General features: G+C 44.9%; 17 protein-coding genes and 3 pseudogenes. 15 read left to right on the top strand and 5 right to left on the bottom strand.

Features of this window, described 5'->3' with window-relative positions; all coding sequences use genetic code 11:
* The first annotated feature begins 41 nt into the window (after positions 1-41).
* The 3 genes from ACRRSW_RS16720 to cynS all read left to right on the top strand — a co-directional run bounded on the left by ACRRSW_RS16720 (position 42) and on the right by cynS (position 3317).
* The gene (locus tag ACRRSW_RS16720) at positions 42-902 is read left to right on the top strand and encodes a formate/nitrite transporter family protein (protein WP_432459896.1); all 861 of its coding nucleotides are present in this window, start codon (positions 42-44) and stop codon (positions 900-902) included.
* 17 nt (positions 903-919) lie between these two features.
* Complete coding sequence (locus tag ACRRSW_RS16715; RefSeq protein WP_432459895.1) at positions 920-2653, top strand: protein kinase domain-containing protein; 1734 nt, start codon at positions 920-922, stop codon at positions 2651-2653.
* Between the two features lie 214 nt (positions 2654-2867).
* A complete protein-coding gene (gene cynS, locus ACRRSW_RS16710; protein WP_432459894.1) occupies positions 2868-3317 on the top strand; it encodes a cyanase in 450 nt (149 codons plus the stop codon).
* A 75-nt stretch (positions 3318-3392) separates the two neighbouring features.
* Here the strand turns inward: cynS and ACRRSW_RS16705 are convergent, their stop codons facing one another.
* Positions 3393-4112 carry a DUF5020 family protein gene (locus ACRRSW_RS16705; RefSeq protein ID WP_432459893.1) on the bottom strand — a complete coding sequence of 240 codons (720 nt, stop codon included), beginning with the start codon at positions 4110-4112 and terminating at the stop codon, positions 3393-3395.
* Between the two features lie 1021 nt (positions 4113-5133).
* Between ACRRSW_RS16705 and ACRRSW_RS16700 the strand changes: the two genes are divergently transcribed.
* Positions 5134-6501 carry a Do family serine endopeptidase gene (locus tag ACRRSW_RS16700; RefSeq protein ID WP_432459892.1) on the top strand — a complete coding sequence of 456 codons (1368 nt, stop codon included), beginning with the start codon at positions 5134-5136 and terminating at the stop codon, positions 6499-6501.
* A gap of 85 nt (positions 6502-6586) precedes the next feature.
* Here ACRRSW_RS16700 and ACRRSW_RS16695 read toward each other — a convergent pair whose 3' ends face one another.
* On the bottom strand, positions 6587-7498 hold the full coding sequence (locus ACRRSW_RS16695) for a LysR family transcriptional regulator (RefSeq protein ID WP_432459891.1): 912 nt from the start codon (positions 7496-7498) through the stop codon (positions 6587-6589).
* A gap of 195 nt (positions 7499-7693) precedes the next feature.
* On the opposite strand from ACRRSW_RS16695, the gene ACRRSW_RS16690 reads away from it, so the two are divergent.
* On the top strand, positions 7694-8389 hold the full coding sequence (locus ACRRSW_RS16690) for a pirin family protein (protein WP_432459890.1): 696 nt from the start codon (positions 7694-7696) through the stop codon (positions 8387-8389).
* 141 nt (positions 8390-8530) lie between these two features.
* Here ACRRSW_RS16690 and ACRRSW_RS16685 read toward each other — a convergent pair whose 3' ends face one another.
* On the bottom strand, positions 8531-9079 hold the full coding sequence (locus ACRRSW_RS16685) for a hypothetical protein (protein ID WP_432459889.1): 549 nt from the start codon (positions 9077-9079) through the stop codon (positions 8531-8533).
* Positions 9080-10095: 1016 nt separating this feature from the next.
* Positions 10096-10311: pseudogene (locus ACRRSW_RS16680) on the bottom strand (acetyl-CoA C-acyltransferase); the annotation flags it as partial.
* Between the two features lie 189 nt (positions 10312-10500).
* Between ACRRSW_RS16680 and ACRRSW_RS16675 the strand changes: the two are divergent.
* The 5 genes from ACRRSW_RS16675 to ACRRSW_RS16655 all read left to right on the top strand — a co-directional run bounded on the left by ACRRSW_RS16675 (position 10501) and on the right by ACRRSW_RS16655 (position 13077).
* The gene (locus tag ACRRSW_RS16675) at positions 10501-10734 is read left to right on the top strand and encodes a hypothetical protein (protein WP_432459888.1); all 234 of its coding nucleotides are present in this window, start codon (positions 10501-10503) and stop codon (positions 10732-10734) included.
* A 101-nt stretch (positions 10735-10835) separates the two neighbouring features.
* Complete coding sequence (locus ACRRSW_RS16670) at positions 10836-11258, top strand: MaoC family dehydratase (RefSeq protein WP_432459887.1); 423 nt, start codon at positions 10836-10838, stop codon at positions 11256-11258.
* A 14-nt stretch (positions 11259-11272) separates the two neighbouring features.
* On the top strand, positions 11273-12475 hold the full coding sequence (gene fabV, locus ACRRSW_RS16665; protein WP_432459886.1) for an enoyl-ACP reductase FabV: 1203 nt from the start codon (positions 11273-11275) through the stop codon (positions 12473-12475).
* A gap of 206 nt (positions 12476-12681) precedes the next feature.
* Positions 12682-12819 carry a hypothetical protein gene (locus ACRRSW_RS16660; protein WP_432459885.1) on the top strand — a complete coding sequence of 46 codons (138 nt, stop codon included), beginning with the start codon at positions 12682-12684 and terminating at the stop codon, positions 12817-12819.
* Complete coding sequence (locus tag ACRRSW_RS16655) at positions 12820-13077, top strand: hypothetical protein (RefSeq protein WP_432459884.1); 258 nt, start codon at positions 12820-12822, stop codon at positions 13075-13077.
* Here the strand turns inward: ACRRSW_RS16655 and ACRRSW_RS16650 are convergent.
* Positions 13040-14190: pseudogene (locus ACRRSW_RS16650) on the bottom strand (IS3 family transposase). The gene ACRRSW_RS16655 and the pseudogene ACRRSW_RS16650 overlap by 38 nt on opposite strands.
* 582 nt (positions 14191-14772) lie before the next feature.
* Between ACRRSW_RS16650 and ACRRSW_RS16645 the strand changes: the two are divergent.
* From ACRRSW_RS16645 to ACRRSW_RS16625, 5 genes and pseudogenes are all read left to right on the top strand, one after another.
* A pseudogene (locus ACRRSW_RS16645) lies at positions 14773-15096 on the top strand (ISAs1 family transposase); the annotation flags it as partial.
* Positions 15097-15281: 185 nt separating this feature from the next.
* On the top strand, positions 15282-16274 hold the full coding sequence (locus ACRRSW_RS16640; protein ID WP_432459883.1) for a transposase: 993 nt from the start codon (positions 15282-15284) through the stop codon (positions 16272-16274).
* A 318-nt stretch (positions 16275-16592) separates the two neighbouring features.
* A complete protein-coding gene (locus ACRRSW_RS16635) occupies positions 16593-19106 on the top strand; it encodes an RHS repeat domain-containing protein (RefSeq protein ID WP_432459882.1) in 2514 nt (837 codons plus the stop codon).
* Positions 19107-19114: 8 nt separating this feature from the next.
* A complete protein-coding gene (locus ACRRSW_RS16630) occupies positions 19115-19591 on the top strand; it encodes a hypothetical protein (protein WP_432459881.1) in 477 nt (158 codons plus the stop codon).
* A gap of 60 nt (positions 19592-19651) precedes the next feature.
* Complete coding sequence (locus tag ACRRSW_RS16625; RefSeq protein ID WP_432459880.1) at positions 19652-19948, top strand: EndoU domain-containing protein; 297 nt, start codon at positions 19652-19654, stop codon at positions 19946-19948.
* The last annotated feature ends 9 nt before the right edge of the window (positions 19949-19957 follow it).

Genomic DNA, 19957 nt, shown 5'->3' with positions numbered 1-19957 from the left:
GCCATCAGAAATTTTATTCAATTAGTCATAAAGGGAAAGTTATGTCTTATTTAATTCCTTCAGAATTTGTTAGCAAAATGGTCGACGCGGGTGAATCTAAAGTATTTATGTCCACTCGCGATACTGTGATTCGTGCATTTATGGCGGGGGCTATTTTAGCGCTGGCTGCTATTTTTGCGATTACCATCGCGGTGAATACCGGACACTTCTTACTGGGGGCCATTTTGTTCCCCGTGGGTTTTTGTATGCTCTACCTCATGGGCTTTGATTTGCTCACCGGGGTGTTTGTACTGGTACCGCTGGCCTTGCTCGACAAACGCCCCGGGGTTGATGTGCAGGGTTTACTCCGCAACTGGGGTTTAGTGTTTTTGGGTAATTTTGGCGGCGCGTTGAGCGTGGCGGTGATGATGGCCTTTATTTTTACTTACGGCTTTAATGTTGAAGCTGGTGCGGTGGGGGCAAAGGCGGCCAGCATTGGTGAAGCACGTACCCTGGGGTATGCAGAGCATGGGGTTGCGGGCTGGTTTACTATTTTTGTACGCGGCATGCTATGTAACTGGATGGTCTCAATGGGGGTTGTTGGCGCGATGATCTCTACCTCGGTGAGCGGGAAGGTGATAGCAATGTGGATGCCTATCTTTTTATTCTTCTATATGGGCTTTGAGCACTCGGTGGTGAACATGTTTTTATTCCCCTTTGGCTTAATTATGGGGGGAGACTTCTCGATCATGGACTATTTCCTTTGGAATGAAATTCCAACGGCGTTGGGTAACCTGGTCGGCGGCTTGGCCTTTACCGGCTTAACCCTGTATACCACCCACGTGAGAACCGCACCTAAACGCCAGCTGGCGAAGGCACCTCGTGTCACCGCGGAAAAAGCCAGCGCTTCAGTGAATGCTTAAGCAAGGTTGACGCGACGATGACCAGCGTATTGCAAGTGAGCATTGGCAGCTATTCTGATAAGGGGCGCAAGCCGCTGAATCAGGACTGCCATGGCAGCTTGATCCCGCGCGACTCGTTGCTTGCCTCCAAAGGCGTGGCGGTGGTGATGGCCGATGGGATCAGCTCCAGCCTGCTTAGTCATATTGCCAGCGAGACCACGGTGAATAGTTTTTTAGATGACTATTATTGCACCTCAGAACTCTGGTCGGTTCAACATTCGGTAGAGCGGGTACTCGCTGCCAGCAACGCCTGGTTGTTTAGTCAAACGCAACACAGCCCTTACCGTTACGACAAAGACAAGGGCTACGTATGCACTTGCAGTGCCTTGGTTGTGAAAGGTGATGTTGCCCATGTGTTTCATGTGGGGGATACCCGGGTATATCGTTTGAATCAGCATGGCTTGGAACAGCTCACCCACGACCATCGCTTGTGGGTTTCTGAGCAGCAGAGTCACTTAAGTCGTGCCCTGGGCATTGAGGCTCACTGCCCGTTCGACTACCAGTCGCTGCGGGTACAGGCCGCTGACGTGTTTATTCTGGCCACCGATGGTGTCTATGAATTTATTACCGCCGCGGTGCTTGAACAGGCGCTTACCCAGCATGCAACCGACTTACAGGCCGCCGCAACACAGATTGTCGAGCAGGCCTATCAAGCGGGGAGTGATGACAACCTGAGCCTGCAAATTGTTCGGGTTGAACAGCTGCCAAAGCCCTTGGCGCATCCCTTACTGGAAACCCTGGGTTCACGCCCTTTTCCACCCGACTTAAGTGCTGGCTGCTCATTTGACGGATATCGTATTGTTCGTCAATTACACGCGAGTCCCCGCAGCCATGTGTATTTGGCCATAGATGAGCAAACGCTCAGCCAAGTTATCTTAAAAACGCCGTCGATTGAGATGCGTGCCGACCCCGCTTATTTGGAGCGTTTTGTGAGCGAAGAATGGATCGCTCGCCGGATCAACAGTGCCTATGTTGTGAAGGCGGCGTCGCAAACGCGTCCGCGCCAATATTTTTATAGTGTATTTGAATACATCGAAGGACAAAGCTTAGCGCAATGGATCACCGATCATCCCAAGGCCGAGCTCGGCACGGTAAGGGGCATGGTGGAGCAAATTGCCAGGGGTTTACGCGCCTTTCATCGTATGGATATGTTGCATCAGGATCTAAAGCCCGACAACATCATGATTGATGCCACCGGTACCTTAAAGATCATTGATTTTGGCTCGGTGTGGGCGGCGGGTTTAGCCGAAACGAGCAGTGAGGGGGAATCCTCCTGTTTGCTTGGGACCGCATTATACGCTGCGCCGGAGTATTTTTTAGGTGAGCCGGGGAGCATCCGTTCCGAGCAGTTTTCTCTGGCGGTGATTGCCTACCATATGTTGTCGGGGCGTTACCCCTACGCAGCCAAGGTGGCGAGAGCGAAAAGCTCTGCCGCGCAGCAGCGTTTGCATTACCAATCGGTGTTAGACAAAGACCGCGAGATCCCCGCATGGATCGACGATGCCCTAGCCAAGGCCCTGCAGCTGAATCCAGATAAACGTTACTCAGAAATTAGCGAATTTCTGGCCGATCTACGCCGGCCAAACCGCCAGTTTTTAAACCAGAGCCGAGCGCCGCTGGCCGAGCGTAATCCGCTGGCGCTATGGCAGGGGATCGCCGCAATGTTGGCGATGCTGGTAATTTTTTTACTCACGCAACTGGACACTAGTTAAAGCCCTCGGCTTGTTTTGCCGGGGGGAGGGCGCGTTTGGCTGTGATTTCAGCAAGGCGGCAGCCCATGTTGCTGGTTCGGGAGCAAATACCAGCTAAAGGGGGATTTGTCTCGTTCAGGCGCAAATAAGGGGCTGGATCCAAAAACGTCTGGTTTGTCCACCCGTGAGTCCGCCTTAAATCGACCCTTATCATTTAATCAGAAAGGATGCTGCAATGATTACCAATAGAGAACAAGTAAGCCAACTTATTATGGCGGCGAAAGTTGCCAAGGGACTCAAGTGGGCCGAGCTGGCACAGGCCATTGGCTTGTCTAAGGAGTGGACCACCGCCGCCTGTCTGGGGCAAATGACCTTAAATAAACGTCAGGCCGAGCTTATCGGTGAGCGCTGTGACTTGCCCGACGAAGCGGTGGCCTGGTTGCAAATTGCCCCCTATAAAGGCTCGTTGCCAACGGCGATCCCCAGCGATCCACTGATTTACCGCTGGTATGAAGTGGTGAACGTGTATGGAACGACCATTAAGGAGCTGATCCATGAAGAATTTGGTGATGGCATCATGAGTGCTATCGATTTTTCAATGGATATCAGTAGGGAGTCAGATGAGAAGGGGGATCGGGTAAAAGTGATCCTGTCGGGAAAATTCTTACCCTATAAATCTTACTAAAATATGCGTGAGCGTTGCCAGGCAGGGATTTAGTTGAAGTAAGGGTGAGCAAACACTCACCCTCTTTCCAGCCGACTAGAAGTGCCATTTCACCAATAGGGAAGCCACTCGTTCGTCAACATCGGTTCCGTATTTATTGTTCCAATAAGCATATTCGATACCGACATAAAGTGGTGAGCTGAAGCCTAAGTTCTTGCCTGCATTCCATTTAATTTGGGGGGTTAAGTTCATTTCTGACTTGTTGGTTTCGCTGGCCGAAGACCAATCCATAAAACCATCAATCAGGAAGTCTTGTGAACCAATACTAAATGGTGCCCCCCAAGTGATGGTGAGCTGTTCATCGTTGGCGCTGATGTCGTTGTTCACCTGATAAACATTCACATTAAAGTATTGGAAACCAGGCACGGCGATATCCACTCCCACACCATATAAATAGTTATTAAAGCCGTCGCCCATTTCCCAGGTGCTGGCGAAGAGTACATCTTTAATTGGTCCGAGCGAAAATGTGCTGTCGGTGAGTTTGTTGAAACTTAGGCGAGGGGAGAGCTCACCGTAAAAGCTGGCATCGCCGTCCTTTGGCATGCTTCTGTCAACGAAGAAGAAATTATCTCCCCAACTATGGCCACTGGCATGCTCAACCGTCATCACCTGCATTTTACCGTTGGGGGTAAACTCATATTCAGTACCATACAGGTAACTCAAACTAAAGGTACTCCATTGCATTTCTGCTGAGGCCTGAGTCGCTGAGAATAATCCAGACAAGGCAATGCTTGCCAAGGCTATTTGTTTTTTCATTGTGTATTCCTTTACTTAAATAACGAACCAAAATTAAAACTGACTGTGTGGTCAAGTCTGTAGAGTTAGCAATAAATTGGCCAAGTGGTCAGGTTATTACAGGGAGAAACTGAGATGTCTTTAACTTTTTCTTTAACATTAAGCGTTTGCGTGAAACAAAAAATTAAAGTTAGGCTAGGTTTTGTTGAATTTAGTGATATAAATTTGCACGAAAACTATGCGTAGATCACATTTTCTCCCCAATTTAAGGCGCTCTCTGTGCTGCGAATTGGTCGCTAAAAATGTACTTCTGAGTCGATAAATGATGTTGAATGGGCGCGTTGTGAGCCTCGAAAATCTTCTCCTGCGGTGCTTTTTAGGGGAATTTAGGCGCATTTAAATAAACTTTTTAAATGTATTTAATCAACAAGCTATTGAAAAATAATTTGTTGACCTCATCTTCAAAAATCGGGTAGCTTGTTCTTCGGGTTGGTTTTTCTTTGGTGGTTAGCGCTTATTGCTTGGCGACTGGAGAGAGATAAATGGACTTCAAGTTTGCAAATATTATTGATGTTTCAGACTTAAACGATCAAGCGAAGCCGTGCATGCGATGAGTTTGCTGGCGATGCCTGAATCGATAATCTAAGATCGCCCAAGGCGATGCTTTGGTTCATCAGCTGGGACTGGTTAGTCTCATCTTGGACCTGATTATCGAGTTAGTCATTGTTTGCCGATGAGTGCTGTGCAGTCGTGTTCAGCGAATCCCTTGGGTAGTTGCGTTCTGCTCATTGGCGATAAGGAAGGAGTAAACGAAGGAAGTTAAAGCAGCAGTATCATCAAGCTGACAATTGTTTGGTTTTTCCAACACACTTTGTCTTTAGCGGATGATGCCGAAATGGAAGTCATTGTTGCAGCATGAAAATGGTGTTTTGTAAGACCCCCTATGCGCATAAAAGCTAAGGGTGGAATTACTTCAATGTCGTCCTGAAAAGGCACAACCGTTAATTTTAAGTTAGTCAAAGTAAAAGGTGTGGAGGAAAAGATGTATCGTAAAATTTCTATACTCGTTTTATTGTTGTTCACGCTAGGCGGCACCCAAGCCTACGCGGCAATTCCCAATGTAACCACTGAAGGTAAGCCATTCCCTTCATTGGCGCCGATGATTAAGAAAGTTCATCCTGCAGTGGTTAATATCGCCACTTTTTCAACTCAGCAATACCGTAATAACCCACTACTTAACGACCCGTTTTTTAGGCATTTCTTTAATATTCCAGAGCAACAACAGCAACCGCAGCAACAACCACAAAAGCGCCAACAAAGTGCTGGCTCGGGGGTGATTATTAACGCCGATGAAGGCTTGGTGATGACCAACTACCATGTGATTAAGGGCTCCGATGAAGTACAGGTCTCCTTGGCCGATGGTAGAAGCTTTCAAGCGAAGGTTCTGGGACAGGATGCTGAGTTAGATATTGCAATTTTAAAAATCGAAGCCGATGATTTGGTCGAAGTCAAATTAGCCGATTCCAGTGAATTGGAAGTAGGTGACTTTGTGGTGGCCATTGGTAATCCTTTTGGTTTAGGCCAAACGGTGACCACTGGGGTGGTGAGCGCCTTGGGTCGCAGTGGTTTGGGCATTGAAGGTTACGAAAACTTTATTCAGACCGACGCTTCGATTAACCCCGGTAACTCAGGGGGAGCCTTAGTTAACTTAGCCGGCGAGCTGGTGGGCATTAATACCGCAATTATTGCGCCTTCGGGCGGTAACGTGGGGATTGGCTTTGCGATCCCGATTAACATGGCCAAGGCGAGCATGGAGCAAATCATTGACCATGGTGAAGTGAAGCGAGGTCAAATTGGGGTCGGCATTCAAGATATTAATGCTGATTTAAGAAAGGCCTTTGAGCTAGAAAATGGTCAAAAAGGAGTGCTGGTTACCAGTGTATTAGAAGATTCTCCAGCGAAGAAGGCCGGGATTAAAGCGGGAGATGTGATTATTGCCGTTGATGGCAAAACCACTGGTTCCACCGGACAACTTCGCAGTCAAATTGGTTCGAAAGCCATTGGTGATAAAACTAAGTTAACTATTTTGCGCGATGGCGAGAAACTACAACTTAAGGTGAACATTGCCAAACCGCAGTCAGCCGTGAGCGCAGAAGGCAAGTTGCATGATTTGCTCGACGGCGTGCAGTTTGTGAAAGATCCAGAGGGTAACGGCGTATTGGTGGCAAATGTAGCCCCGGGATCGATTGCAGCCTATGGTGGTTTGCGTCCGAACGATGTGGTTGTGGCCGCCAACAAACGGCCGGTAAAAGACATTGCCAGCTTGCAAAAAGCTTTGTCGCTGAATAAAAAAGCGGTGCTATTGCAAGTGAATCGACGTGGCGGTTCGTTGTTTATTGTACTTCGTTAAGCCAGTAGGCCAGCTTCGGCTGGCCTTTTCTGCAAGGCTTGTCTCAGGCCCAACGCGCTGAGCTAACCTGCCATATGCTTAAACATTATTGTTTAAGCGGGCACTCAATCTTCCAATCAAGCTTACATAGTTGTTGAACAAACCAATCAAAGGCTTTACCCGTTTGCTGTTTGTGCCAGGCAATATAAATATCTTGTGCGGGCCGAGGCAAGTGACAGTTTTTTTCTATCAACGATCCATCGTCTAAGTAAGATTTAATTAGATGTTTCGGTAAAAAGCCAGTCCCTAAACCTTGTTGCTGGGCAACAATTTTAGCATGCATGGTATTTACCCGTATGACCTGTTTACTGATAAACAAACCGCTATCGCGTACCGGTAATTGCTGTGAGGTATCTGTCACCACAATTGCGGGGTATTGCGCCAGTTGTTCGGCGCTGATCGGCGTTTCTACAAGCGCTAGCGGATGTTCAGGCGCGACGCAAAACACGAACATTAAGCTGCCAATTTTATGCATATTAAACAGGCCTTTGGGGAGTTCTCCATTGGCACCAATCACGATGTCGGCACGGCGACTGTGCAGCGCGTCCCAGCCGCCGCCGAGGGCTTCCACGCCAAGAGTGATATTGACATGCTGCTCCAGTTGATTAAATTTTTGTAACAGCTGAAACAGGGGGGCACTTGGGATCACGGTATCGCGAGCAATGCGGAGCTCACTTTCCCAGCCGGAATCTAGTTGTTGGATCGAATCCAGCATCCGTTGACTCGCGAGTAACAGTTCTCGACCGTGTTGTAAGGCGAGTTTCCCTGCCGGGGTTAGCGTGGCGCGTTGCTTGCTTCGATCAAACAGAGCAACGCCGATGTCTTGTTCAAGTTTCTTTATGGTGTAACTTAAGGCTGAGGGCACCTTGTATAAAGATGCGGCTGCAGCAGCAAAGCTCCCCTGTTTATCAATGGCATCCAGTGCTTTTAAGGCTTCGAGAGTAATGACATCATTCATGATTGGCTCCATATTCAAATTTTTTGAACTTAAAGCTCAAAAAGTTCCGTTTTTTAAATCAGTTTAACCCGCTTACACTTAAAGTCGTTAATCGGTAGCGACCTGTTTGCTAAGTTAGCGATTAAAAAATATTGATCTGATTTTGGCAGATTAAGTCATTATCACCCTTCAGACTGGAATAGAAGAGACTATCTTATGTTCACAAAAAGAGCCGCAAATCAGCGTGGCCGAGCTAACTTTGGCTGGTTAGATAGTCAACATAGCTTTTCATTTGGTCAGTATTACGATCCGCAACAGATGGGGTTTTCTGCATTAAGAGTGATCAATGATGACGTCGTTTCAGCTGGCGCAGGGTTTGATACCCACCCGCATCGTGATATGGAAATTATTAGCTATGTGCTTGAGGGTTGTATTCAGCATAAAGATAGCGAAGGCAATATGCAGAATTTACCAGCTGGAGAGTTTCAACTGATGTCGGCGGGGCGGGGGATCTACCATAGTGAATTTAATGCCTCGGCCACCGAACCATTACATTTCTTACAAATTTGGATTGAACCGGATATTTTTGGCAAGCAACCGGGCTATCAACAGAAAAATTTTGGTCAAGAGCCTGGCTTAACCACCGTGTTAACACCGACCGGTGAGCGGGGCAGCTTGCAAATTAAGCAAGATGCGCGTTTGCATCAGTTGATCCTGGAGCCGCAACACAAGCTCAGCTTTTCCATTCAAGCCGGACGGCGACTTTATGTCCATCAAATTGCAGGCCATTTAATGGTGGACCAATTATCGCTGCAGGCTGGGGATGGGCTAAAAGTTGAAAACTTGGAGCATCTAGAGTTCATCAATAATGGGGAGCAGCGAGTGCTAGCGCTATTGTTTGATTTGCCTTAGGCAGACCGACAAGGGCTTTGGGGATGTTGAATCGTGATATTTTTGAAGAAAAAGCAGAGAGGTATTCGCTAGCTTTACTGAGCTGAATACCTCTGGTTACGCTAAACGCTTTTAGCTTGAAATATGTCGCATTTTAACGCATTAATTAAAATTAGGTTGGGCAAGATTAACCCCACGTTGTTCAACGCTATCGGCAAGTGCTTTGTTATATTTCGCTAAACGTTCTAAGGTTTTTTGTTTTTTTAGCTTCTCAGTTTCACGCTTCACCACAGTCATCACCTTGCTTGGCGATTGCATTCCAGTATCGTAATATTGCTTAATCGCATTACCGATAGAAAAGTAATAAATTGATATTTCAGATAGCAGCTTGGGTTCAAGTTCAAAGGTTGAATCAGAGTATTTTGCTGCCTGAAACACATAATCATTGAGTTTAATGCCAGCAATATGCTCTTTATAGACATACTCCTTGGTTTTTACGCGCTCAATGTATTTATCCATATTTTCTACATTAAAATTTAATTCTTGATACATGGATTCGGCAACATAATAGGTACCTCTATCCGCTTTCACCAACTCCAGCTTTAAAGCAACGTCAAAGCCAACAATCGCAGCGTAGTAGACGCCGATAATGGTTGCTGCGATGGTAAAAAAGTGGCCGATCCAATAAGCTGGTGAACGTAAATCACTCATGTGTACTTCCTTTTCGTTCATTGAAATAATGGTATTATTTACTGCGTGCCAATCATTTGCTCTAAGAGATATAAATCGGCTGATTGTGTTATATATAATTTAGATGTTTTAGTAAACGATTCTCGCTTAAAAATTAAATGCGACTGTGAGCGTGAATCGTTAGATGTCCACAATTCTTAAAATGAATCATTTGCTAGCAGGAGCTTTGGGTACGGCTCTACCATGATACTGGTAATCTCCTTGGTTATCTAAAGCTTAAGGTGGGAGTGATGAGGCCACTTTGGAGTATGAAGCCGACACTTATCGATCAAAGATCATGATGCTTGAAAGTACAGGCTGGTGAATAATCCAAAGCTAAGTTTTTAAATGATAGTCATTGGTTTTTACTTTAAATGTAATGGGGTGGCGTTTAGTTTTTTAGGTGAGTGTTTTTATTTCGGTTTTCTATTCTTCCTTATGGCGTGGGTGCCAGTATTAGCACCCGTGTTATTTAATATCGGGGTGTTATATTAATCATATTTAATATTAATGATAAACATCGCCGCTAAATCATCAATACCTTCATTTGCCCAACTTATTTGGCAGCCTAAGTCGGTATATTTACTCCATTGGTAATGACTTTTAGCATCTAAGAAGCTTGATCTTAAATTTTCCGATGTCCCAAGGTAGTTATCTATATTCATATGCCCGGCAGCAAATTGTAACTGCCACGCTTTGGAAACTTGCCAATTTAGGCGGCTGGCGATGATTTGACCGTCGTTATCTTCATGACCGAGGCCACCAAAAAACTGTTGATAAATGGGGCTGGCATCATTGCGGTTGCTATTGTTGATTAATCCAGAGTAGGTGTCGAAGCCGCGTCCTATTAGTCCACCATCAATAAAGCCTAGCGGGCTTGTAGTTGAAATGCGGGGCTGATTTGATAGCTGGTTTCGAGGAAGCCAGCATAACCATTATTTCCCCAAGTGGTGTAATAGCCGTTTTTTCATTTCATAGAGAAGAGAGCTTAGAATTCACCCTCCAGATGCGCCAAGTGGGTGACCTAAGGCTATTGCGCCACCATTCACATTCGTTTTATCTTCAAACCAATCCATGTTGACCTGATGTTCATCGCATAGACCATGCATCCCCCCTACTGCCTGAGCGGCAAAAGCTTCATTAAGCTCAAGTAATTGTATTGCTTGCAGCGACATATTCGCGCGAGTGAGTGCTTGTTTTATCGCGGGCTGCGGAGGCTTTATCAATATTACCCAAAATGCCAAGCAAGTGTTGTTTGTGGAACATTTACCGCCGGTAGATCACGCATTGAAACAGGTAACGGAAAGCTAACGATTATCCAAGATGGACCGATTAGGAAGTTTACTAAGCAGGTTCAGCAGATCACCTTTGCGTCGGATATCGCCCGTAAAAATAATAAATCGGTGTTATATATTACCGAGCGAGCGGTATTTCGCTTAGCGGCGGAAAGTTTAGAATTGATTGAAATTGCACCGGGAGTTGATTTGGAAAAAGACATTCTGTCGCAGATGGACTTTAAGCCGCAGATTAGTGTTAACTTGAAGCGAATGGATGCGCGAATTTTTTATGAGCAAGCAATGGATTTAAAGATTGAGGTTCTCTACCCTGTATGCGGTAAAGCGAAAATTGTGGCTTAGTTTTTCCAGGCCCACTTGGTGCCTTGTAGTGGGTCTTTTTTGCATAATATTTTGTTATACATCAATGTAATAACAAAGTTTTTTATAGAAGAAAATTAGCGATGACTTATACCATTCATCAGCTTGAACTTGGCCAACAAGCAAGCTTTGAAAAAACTATCAGTGAGTCTGATATTCAACTATTTAGTGGCATTAGTGGCGACATTAATCCGGTTCATGTGAGCGCTATTGCGGGTAAGTCGAGTGTATTTGGCGACCGCGTTGCGCATGGCATTTTGGTTGCTGGATTAACCTCTACGGTATTAGGCATGCAATTGCCTGGGCCTGGCACCATTTACCTTGGTCAGGAATTACGCTTTACTGCACCAGTGTACATTGGGGATACGATCCGCGCCGAAGTAGAAGTGATCGAGATTAATCTTAAAAAGAATATCGTGAAACTAGCCACTCGCAGTATTAATCAGCATGGCAAGCTAGTGATCTCAGGTGTCGCAACGGTAATGCCACCTAAATTGAATTCGTAACCTTCGGAGTATCCATGATTATTAAACCTATCGTGAAAGGGGTGGTTGCCCGTTCAGCACATCCCTACGGCTGCCAACAGTCGATCAAGAATCAAATTGACTATGTACGAGCAACCAGCAAAGTGCTTAATGGCCCTAAGAAAGTCCTTATTTTGGGTGCCTCATCTGGTTTTGGTTTAGCGTCTCGTATTGCGTTGGCCTTTGGTGGCGCAAACGCCGACACCATTGGTGTTTCTTTTGAGCGAGGCCCAAGTGAAAAGGGTGTGGGAACCGCTGGATGGTACAACAATATCTATTTCCGCCAACAAGCAGAAGCAAAGGGCCTCATTGCGAAAAATTTTGTGGGCGACGCTTTCTCAGCGCAAATGCGCGAGCAAGTGATTGACTATATTAAGCATAATTTTGGTGGCAAGGTCGATTTAGTGGTTTACAGCTTAGCGACCGGGGTTCGGCCTAACCCAGAAACGGGAGAATTATGGCGCTCTGCAATTAAAACCACTGGCGAAGCCGTGACCGGGCCAACTATTAATATTGAAACTGAAAGCATGCAGCAAATGACGGTTGAGACCGCCACCGAACAAGAGATCTATGCGACAGAGAAGGTGATGGGCGGTGAAGATTGGATCAGTTGGATTAATATTTTAGAAGATGCCAAGGTACTTGCCTATGGATGTAAAACCGTGGCTTATTCTTACATTGGGCCAAAGGCGACTTATCCTATCTACCATAAAGGAACGTTAGGCAGGGCCAAAGCTCATTTACAAGCTAGCGCGGATCAACTTCACCAGCAGTTAGCGACTATGGGCGGAGCGGCATATGTCTCGGTGTGCAAAGCCTTAGTCACCAAAGCCAGTGTTTTTATTCCGACTTTTTCACCTTACATGCTGGCTCTATTTAAAGTGATGAAGGCCCGTGGAACCCACGAAGGTTGCATAGAGCAGATGCAGCGATTGTTTAGCCAACGTTTATATAACGATGAGAATACGGTTGTTGTGGATCCGCAGCGTTTAATTCGAATCGACGATTGGGAACTCGATCCACAAACCCAGCAAGAAGTCGCGGCATTGATGGCTCAGATCACCCCCGAAAACTTTAAAGAAGTGGGCGATTATCAAGGTTATATCAACGACTTTATGCAGCTGAACGGCTTTGCCTTGGCGGGCGTGGATTATCAAGCGGATATTAGCTTAGGCGAGTTACTTGCATTAAAGCCATAACTGCAATTTAGTGTTCCTAAAAAGGCCTCGCATTCTAGCGGGGTTTTTTGTTGGATCTTAAAAAATATTTATAAACAGTTGCTTATAGGTTTTTCGATGAGTTTCACACAATACATTAATGCGAATTCAGGATAATGAGGAGGCTTATTTTTAGTAAGATAAAAGCTGGATTTATTACTTGAATACAGCCTAAAAAGGTAGCGAAGATGAAGAAAAAATATCTTATCGAATTTACCATATTCATGACCTATGCATTATTTGCCATGTCGTGGGTTGCAGGCTCGATGATGACAAAAGATATCATGAGTTATTACAATATCGAGGGAATGGCCGCCGCCACCTAGATGACTAACGCAATCACTATCGCCAAGGTTATTGGTAACTTATCGGCCGCTTGGTTGCTGGTTAAAATGGGCCCTAAAAAAGCGTTTTCGCTTGCTTTGTTACTGATTGTAGCAGGGGTGGCAGGGGCCTATGAATCAAGCTATCCCTGGTACGTATTTACCCGTTTAGTGATGGGCTTTGGCGGCGCATTGATCCCTAGTACTAAAACTAGACACTGCACTAAGCAATGCTCTTTAGTTCAAATGCTTCAGGGCTGAGATAGCCATTCGCACTATGCCTTCTCGTTTTGTTGTAATCAACTTCAATGTATTCAAATACCGCTTGGCGCATTGTTTTCCGATCCATAACGGGTTCGCCATGAATAGCTTCTACTTTCAGTGAGTGAAAGAAACTCTCGGCGCAAGCATTATCCCAGCAATTACCCTTTCGGCTCATACTTTGCTGTAATTCATCCTTGTTCAGCAGGTCACGGAAATCCCCTGAGCAATACTGGCTACCGCGATCACTATGCACGATGACGCCTTTTGGACGCCCTCTACGGAAGATGGCCATCGTTAAGGCATCACACACCAGCTCTGCTTTCATATTTGGACTCATAGACCAACCAATCACCGCTCTCGAAAACAAATCGATAATAACAGCTAAGTAGAGCCAGCCTTGACTGGTCCATAAATAGGTTATGTCTGTTACCCATTTCTGATTGGGTGTGGTGGCCGTAAAATCGCGCTCAAGCAAGTTCGGCGCAACTGCCTATGTATGATTGCTGTCAGTCGTCACCTTGAACCTACGAGCCGCTTTGGCCACTAAGCCCTGGCGCTTCATACTCTCACTAATCGTCTTAATACACAGTGTTTGCTGTTTATCTTCTAGCTCAACTTTGATGCGAGTGGCACCATAACGCTGTTTCGAATCGACAAAAATTTGTTGTATTTGTTCATCTCGCCGCTGTTGTTGCAATGCTCGTTGGCTTGACCGTTCACCGAATTTAAGCCAATGATAAAACCCACTTCGCGATACTTTAAGCACCGAAGCCATGCGTGACACCGAGAACTCGATTTGGTGCACTTGCATGAACTTGAATCGCTTTATTTTTGATTCTTCGCGAAGTAGGTAGCCGCCTTTTTTAATATGGCTAAGTCCTCTGCTTGTTCAGCTAATTGACGCTTTAACTTGGCTACTTCCGCTGCGAGTTCGGCTTCACGTTGACTTGAGCTTTTCTTTTGCTGGAACTTGGTGCGCCAGTCGTAGATTTGCGATTCATATATGCCTAAGTCTCTAGCGGCAGCTGCAACGCCGACTTTCACAGCTAACTGAACAGCTTCTTTTTTAAATTCAGTGGTATGAGTTTTACGTGGTTTCTTTATTGTCATAAGTACCTCTATGGTGATTGTACTTACTTAGTGGGGTGTCTAGAAGTAGTGGTAGGGATCAGTGGAGGTCTTGGGCTAGGTTTTGCTACAGGTGTGACAACTGGTTACACTTGGAAATAAATTAGATAAGGTTAGCGAAAAATAAATGATATCAGTTCTATTGCTTTTAGCTTTTTATATTCTTCTTATTATTTCTATTTTTAATTTTTTCAAAATGATGGTCGTGTCAAGGGGTTTTTATAAAAAGATTATAAATGGTGATTCTAAATTTGAAATTAGGGAGCCTGGCTTGTTTGGTAATACTAATTTTCAGTTCAGTTTATATGTACTTAAAAGGAAGTATTGCCTAGCTGGTGACAAATTGTTAATTGAAGAAGGTGATAGGTTTAGACAGTTTATGATTAGATCTATGTTGCTTTCTTTCTGTATGATTTTATTAGGTTTGTTTATTGCACTAGGACGAGGGGTCGGCTTCTTGGTATAAGCTTCTTAATAATAAATGCAGGGCAAGATCATGAATGTTTTTTGCCCAACTTGAGGTTAAAATTGACCTGACGAGTCGAGTGTGATCTTATGTCCCCTATTTTGTTCGGTTCAATCTGTGCCGTGATAGCGGGAGGTCAAGGCTGGACTGATATCCGTGAATATGTTCTTGGTCACCATGAGTGGTTCCTTAAACAGGGCTTGTTTGAAAACGGTGTGCCCGTTGATGATACCTTTGCCCGTCTAATAGCAAATATTGACCCCGCTGAATTCCGCGATTGCTTTCTCGCCTGGATGAAGGCCGTTCACAAGCTCACCTGTGGTGAGGTTGTCGCCATTGATGGCAAGACCTTACGCGGCTCTTATGATAGAGGCGACAGGCAAAGTACCATCCATATGGTGAGCGCATATGCCAGTGCCAACTCCGAATTCAAGATCTAAGTGCACCACCCCAGTTCATCCAAATAGTTCTGCTGGTGTTTGGTAATTAAGTATCTTTCTGGGTCTGTCGAAAGATAACGAAAGATAATAGGACACCCATTCTAACTGGCGGTAAATCAATTAGTGCTCTATGCTTAGTTTGTCCTCATAGTGCGTAGAGTTGCTATATGCCTAAGCCTAGAAAATCACAAGTGAGCTTATCGGATACACCCTACTATCATTGTGTTTCCCGTTGTGTTCGACGGGCGTTTCTGTGTGGCGAAGACAAGGTAAGTGGTAAAAGCTATGAGCACCGCCGCCAGTGGGTCGAGGATTATCTACTCAAATTGGCGTCGGTGTTCGCCATTGATGTTTGTGCTTATGCTGTCATGAGTAATCATACCCACCTCGTGCTACATGTTAATCCGCAACAAGCAGAAGCCTGGTCAATGGATGAAGTGTTAGAACGCTGGCATAGCTTGCATCAGGGCACCTTACTGACTCAGATGTATCTCAACCTTGAATTACGTCCGCAGTTGAGTGAGGTGCAACTACAAGCCATTCGCGCCACCGCCGAAGTGTATCGGACTCGCCTGTATGACTTAAGCTGGTTTATGCGCCATTTAAACGAACACATTGCGCGAGCCGCCAATCAAGAAGACCAATGTACCGGTCGTTTTTGGGAAGGACGCTTTAAATCCCAAGCGCTTTTGGATGAAGCCGCCCTCATGGCGTGTATGGCTTACGTAGACCTAAACCCCATCAGAGCCAAGATAGCGAGCACACCAGAGGACTCGGCCCATACCAGCGTACAGCGACGAGCAAAAGCCGCTCAGCTAAAACAAGCCCAGGCAACAAACCTGTTTCCCTTTGTGGGTAACCCAAGAGAGCCGATGCCCCAAGGCTTACCCTTTGAGCTGAAAGACTACCTTGAGTTAGTCGATATGACCGGACGCATGGTAAGAGAAGATAAACGGGGTTACATCGACAGTGGAGAAAGTTCCATCATCCAACGCTTAGGGATAAATGAAGCGCAGTGGCTGACTTTAAGCGGTGAGTTTGAACGGCACTTTTCTGGGGCTGTTGGTCAAGAGCGCTTGCTCAGACAATATCATCGGCATATGGGGCATCAACGAACGGCCGGTTTAAGTTGCTGCAAACGTTTGCTAAACCGCGCTTAAGCGCGAGCTTACTTTCGAACCACCCTCAATCATCAGCTTTGCTGAGGCGTGCATTGGCTCAGAAATCATCAAGATGAGTCATTAATGATGAATTCAGCCACCAATCCGCATGACAACAGCCTCAGAACTAAATAACTGTAGTGGAATTACTTTCACAAACGGTGTTGCTGTCTCCATGGTTATTATTATGGGTGTCCGCTTTGTGTTCCCACCACATATAATAAAGAAGGGCTAAAGTCATCCATCACCAACGCAGATGGTGAAGTGATACGATTTGAGTATGACAAAGCGAATCGAGTCACTCGTGGTTATGACGAAATGGGACGTACAGCTCTAATAGAGTTTGATGTATTAGGCCGAATTCTAAAAGTTACCTCTCCTGGTGGAATCACCGAAACACGCAGTTATTATGGCGCGAGTCAAAATGGTCAATTAAAATCCATTAAATATATTGATGACGAAGGTAAGACCCACGAACAAAAATATAGTTACGACAATATAGGACGCGTAAAACAACAACAGAATCTGTTAGATGCTCACGTATTAGCCACAACTTGGTACCATTATCATAATTCAGCCTCTTTATCGGGGGTTAGTGATGTAGACAGTGTTCTATATTATAACGAACGCGGGCAGGTACGATATAAAGTGTCTCCAACGGCATTAAATATTCGAACCAAACAAGAAGAAAGAGCCGTAGAGTATTATGAATACGATACGGTAGGTAACATGAAAAAAGTGTTTGCCGGCTTAACTACATCGGTAACATCACTACCTAGTTCGAATTTACTTACCAAACTTGCTGAGTATGGTTATGATGATCTAGGCCGAATAGCTACGGTAAAAGATGGAAATGGTCATTTAATACAACAAAATACCTACGATAAACACGGTAACTTAACTGCGACTAAAGATGCTAAAAACCAGGTCACGAACTACGAATATAACGCCACAAACGGTCAGTTAGATTCGATCCACCCCAGTGGAAGTAACAATAGCATTTATTACCAATACAATGCGCTAGGGGCAGTATCGCAAGTGTCCTCTCCTGCAACGACCACCACCTATGGTTTTGATGCTCTAAACCGAGTAGCCAAAGTTGTCGATTCGCGAGCCAATAAAACCTTAAGTTATTTGTATTCGCCAGCCGGTAAGCTGTTAACCATGAATGGTCCAGAAGGAGATAATACTCAGTATAAGTATGATCCTAGCGGGCGCTTAGTTTCGGTGGTGACACCGAGCCAAGAACAAATCACCTATTTTTGGAATGCCGACGACCAAATAGGCCAAATTAGTTACTCCAATGGCGTTTCTCAATATTATGAATATCGTAAAGACGGCAATATAAGCAGTATTGTGGTTGATAATGGCAATGGCCAGTTAGCCGAAATGAAATATGAATATAATGAGAGAAGCTTGCTGAGCGCCGCCTCAGAGACCATCACCGGGGTCGGTAGTCAATCTTTCGAATACAGTTACGATAACTTAGATAGGTTGAGCACAGTAAAAAGTAATAACGGCTCTATAGAAACGTTTAATTACGATGAATTTAATAATCGGTCTAAGCGTTCTTACGGTGGGGTGGATTACTATTATAACTATGACATGCTTAATTTTGGTCGCTTAACCAATATCCGCACTGGAAGCTCAAGCGGGGCTTATTACCGTTGTTATCAGTACGATGCTAACCATGCTGTGGTTAAAAAATATAACGGTTCGTGCACTGGAACCGCCACCACTCAGTTGCAATACAACAGCCTTAAGCAAGTGTTTAAGTATAGCTATGCGGGGGAAACCAGATTTTATCAATATGATGATCAAGGCCGCCGTATTAGCGAAAACGATACACAATGGCTTTACAGTGGCGATAATCTGGTTGCTGCCCATAACGTTAAGGGTGAGCTCAAAAGCTTATTTACTTATGGCCCGGGTATCGATAATCCAATTCATTATATGGGGCCTGGCGGTAACCAGTTTTTAACGGCTAACCGCTTAAATAGTGTAGTGTTAGCGACCAATGCAGCTGGCAATCGCACGGCTAGCCAGCTTTATAATGCCTTTGGCACGAAAAGCATTGGCAATGGAAGCTTACCTCAATTTGGCTATACAGGTCGTGAACCTAATATAGGCGGGGTTATTTATAGTCGAGCGCGTTGGTATGACCCAGAAATGGGGCGCTTTTTACAGCCAGACCCCTTAGGATATGTAGACGGTATTAACCGCTTTGCCTATGTACGTAATAATCCACTGATGTTCACCGATCCCTACGGAACGGAGAGCTTTAATGTTGAAAATATAATAAATGCTGTTGAAGATGGTTTGTCTGAGTATGCCGCTAATTCTTGGGCATCAGCAACGAGTGAAAGCCCTTCCGATGCAGCATTTAGAATGCTTCAAGGTATGGGGCCGGAAGTCTCCGTTCTTGCGGAAGGGGCTCTCGCAACTGAAGCGGCGTTGACGATAAGAAACAGCAAATATGTTGATGAAGTTATAACTTTATTGAACAGGCCAAAAGTTACAAAGTATGGACTCACAAAAGCTCAAACAAAGATAGCTTTAACTACGGCGCAAGAAGCATACAAGGGAAGCACTCGTGTAGGCCATGCATTATCTAAGCATGCTGGAAGGAAGCCTGAAATTTGGGGCAAAACTACTGGCTCAATGAAAACCTGGAATGAACAGGCGATGAAGCATATCAGGGAGATTACCCGTGGCTCTGGTGAGTTTAAGCAAGTAACTGATAAGGGAAACACGTTTCTTGAAAAAAGATTGAGTGATGGAAGAGGTATTAGATTGAATATGGATTCCACCTTTAAAGGGTTCGTTGATTGAGGCTGAATATGTCTAGTTTACTCGAAGTAGTATTTGAAAATGTTCATAAGAACAACGTGATTAGGCTTTTAATGTTGCAGATTGCGGCTTCTAGCAAAGTTATCGATGTCCAATGTAGCGAAGATATTGAGTTGATGAATGGAGATGAACTCGATGTGAATGCATTGAGTTATCTCTTGAGCTTTGATGGTGATGTTAGTGCACTAATCAATCTGAATGATATGAAGCTTAATGGCATTACCCTGCCAAATGTATTATTACGACTGGTTAAGTATAGTGAACAGTACGACATTGATTTCAACTTCGATTCTGATGAGGTTGATAATATAGATATGACGATACTTGTAGCAGAACTGCATCATCATGCTAAAGACGTTGCTAGAGATCATAATATAGCTAACTTCTTCTGTGGTATGGAACCTGCGTCAGATGAGGATACTAAGTATTTTACAAATGAAAGTTTAGGGCCTTTAACGAATCGGTAATAATTACTTGTTACAAAGGGAACAACTGATTTAGCTAGTCCTCAAAGGAGGAAGCATATCTTGACTGGTGACGCCACCACTGGCGGTGGTCATAAGTTTGGTTTTTCTCGACTCTTTAATGGTAAAACTAAATTCCCAGCATCTTGGTCTAGCGATAAGATCATGAATGCTGTTTCGGATATCGCGACTGCCCCTAGTTTGAAGTGGGTGCAGCAAACAGGTAAAGCAGGAAATTGGTTTACTAAAGCAGGTAAACCCGCTCGCTTTACTGTTGAAGGCACTCGGAATGGAACAAACATCAAGGTAGTTTTAGAGCCTGCCGGAGAAGGTATTATTACCGCTTTTCCAATTAAATAGAGGCTGGGT

Source organism: Agarivorans sp. QJM3NY_25 (genome assembly GCF_050870875.2).
Lineage (GTDB): Bacteria > Pseudomonadota > Gammaproteobacteria > Enterobacterales > Celerinatantimonadaceae > Agarivorans.
The sequence above is the reverse complement of the archived record's forward strand: the minus strand, read 5'-3'. Positions and strand labels throughout refer to the sequence as shown.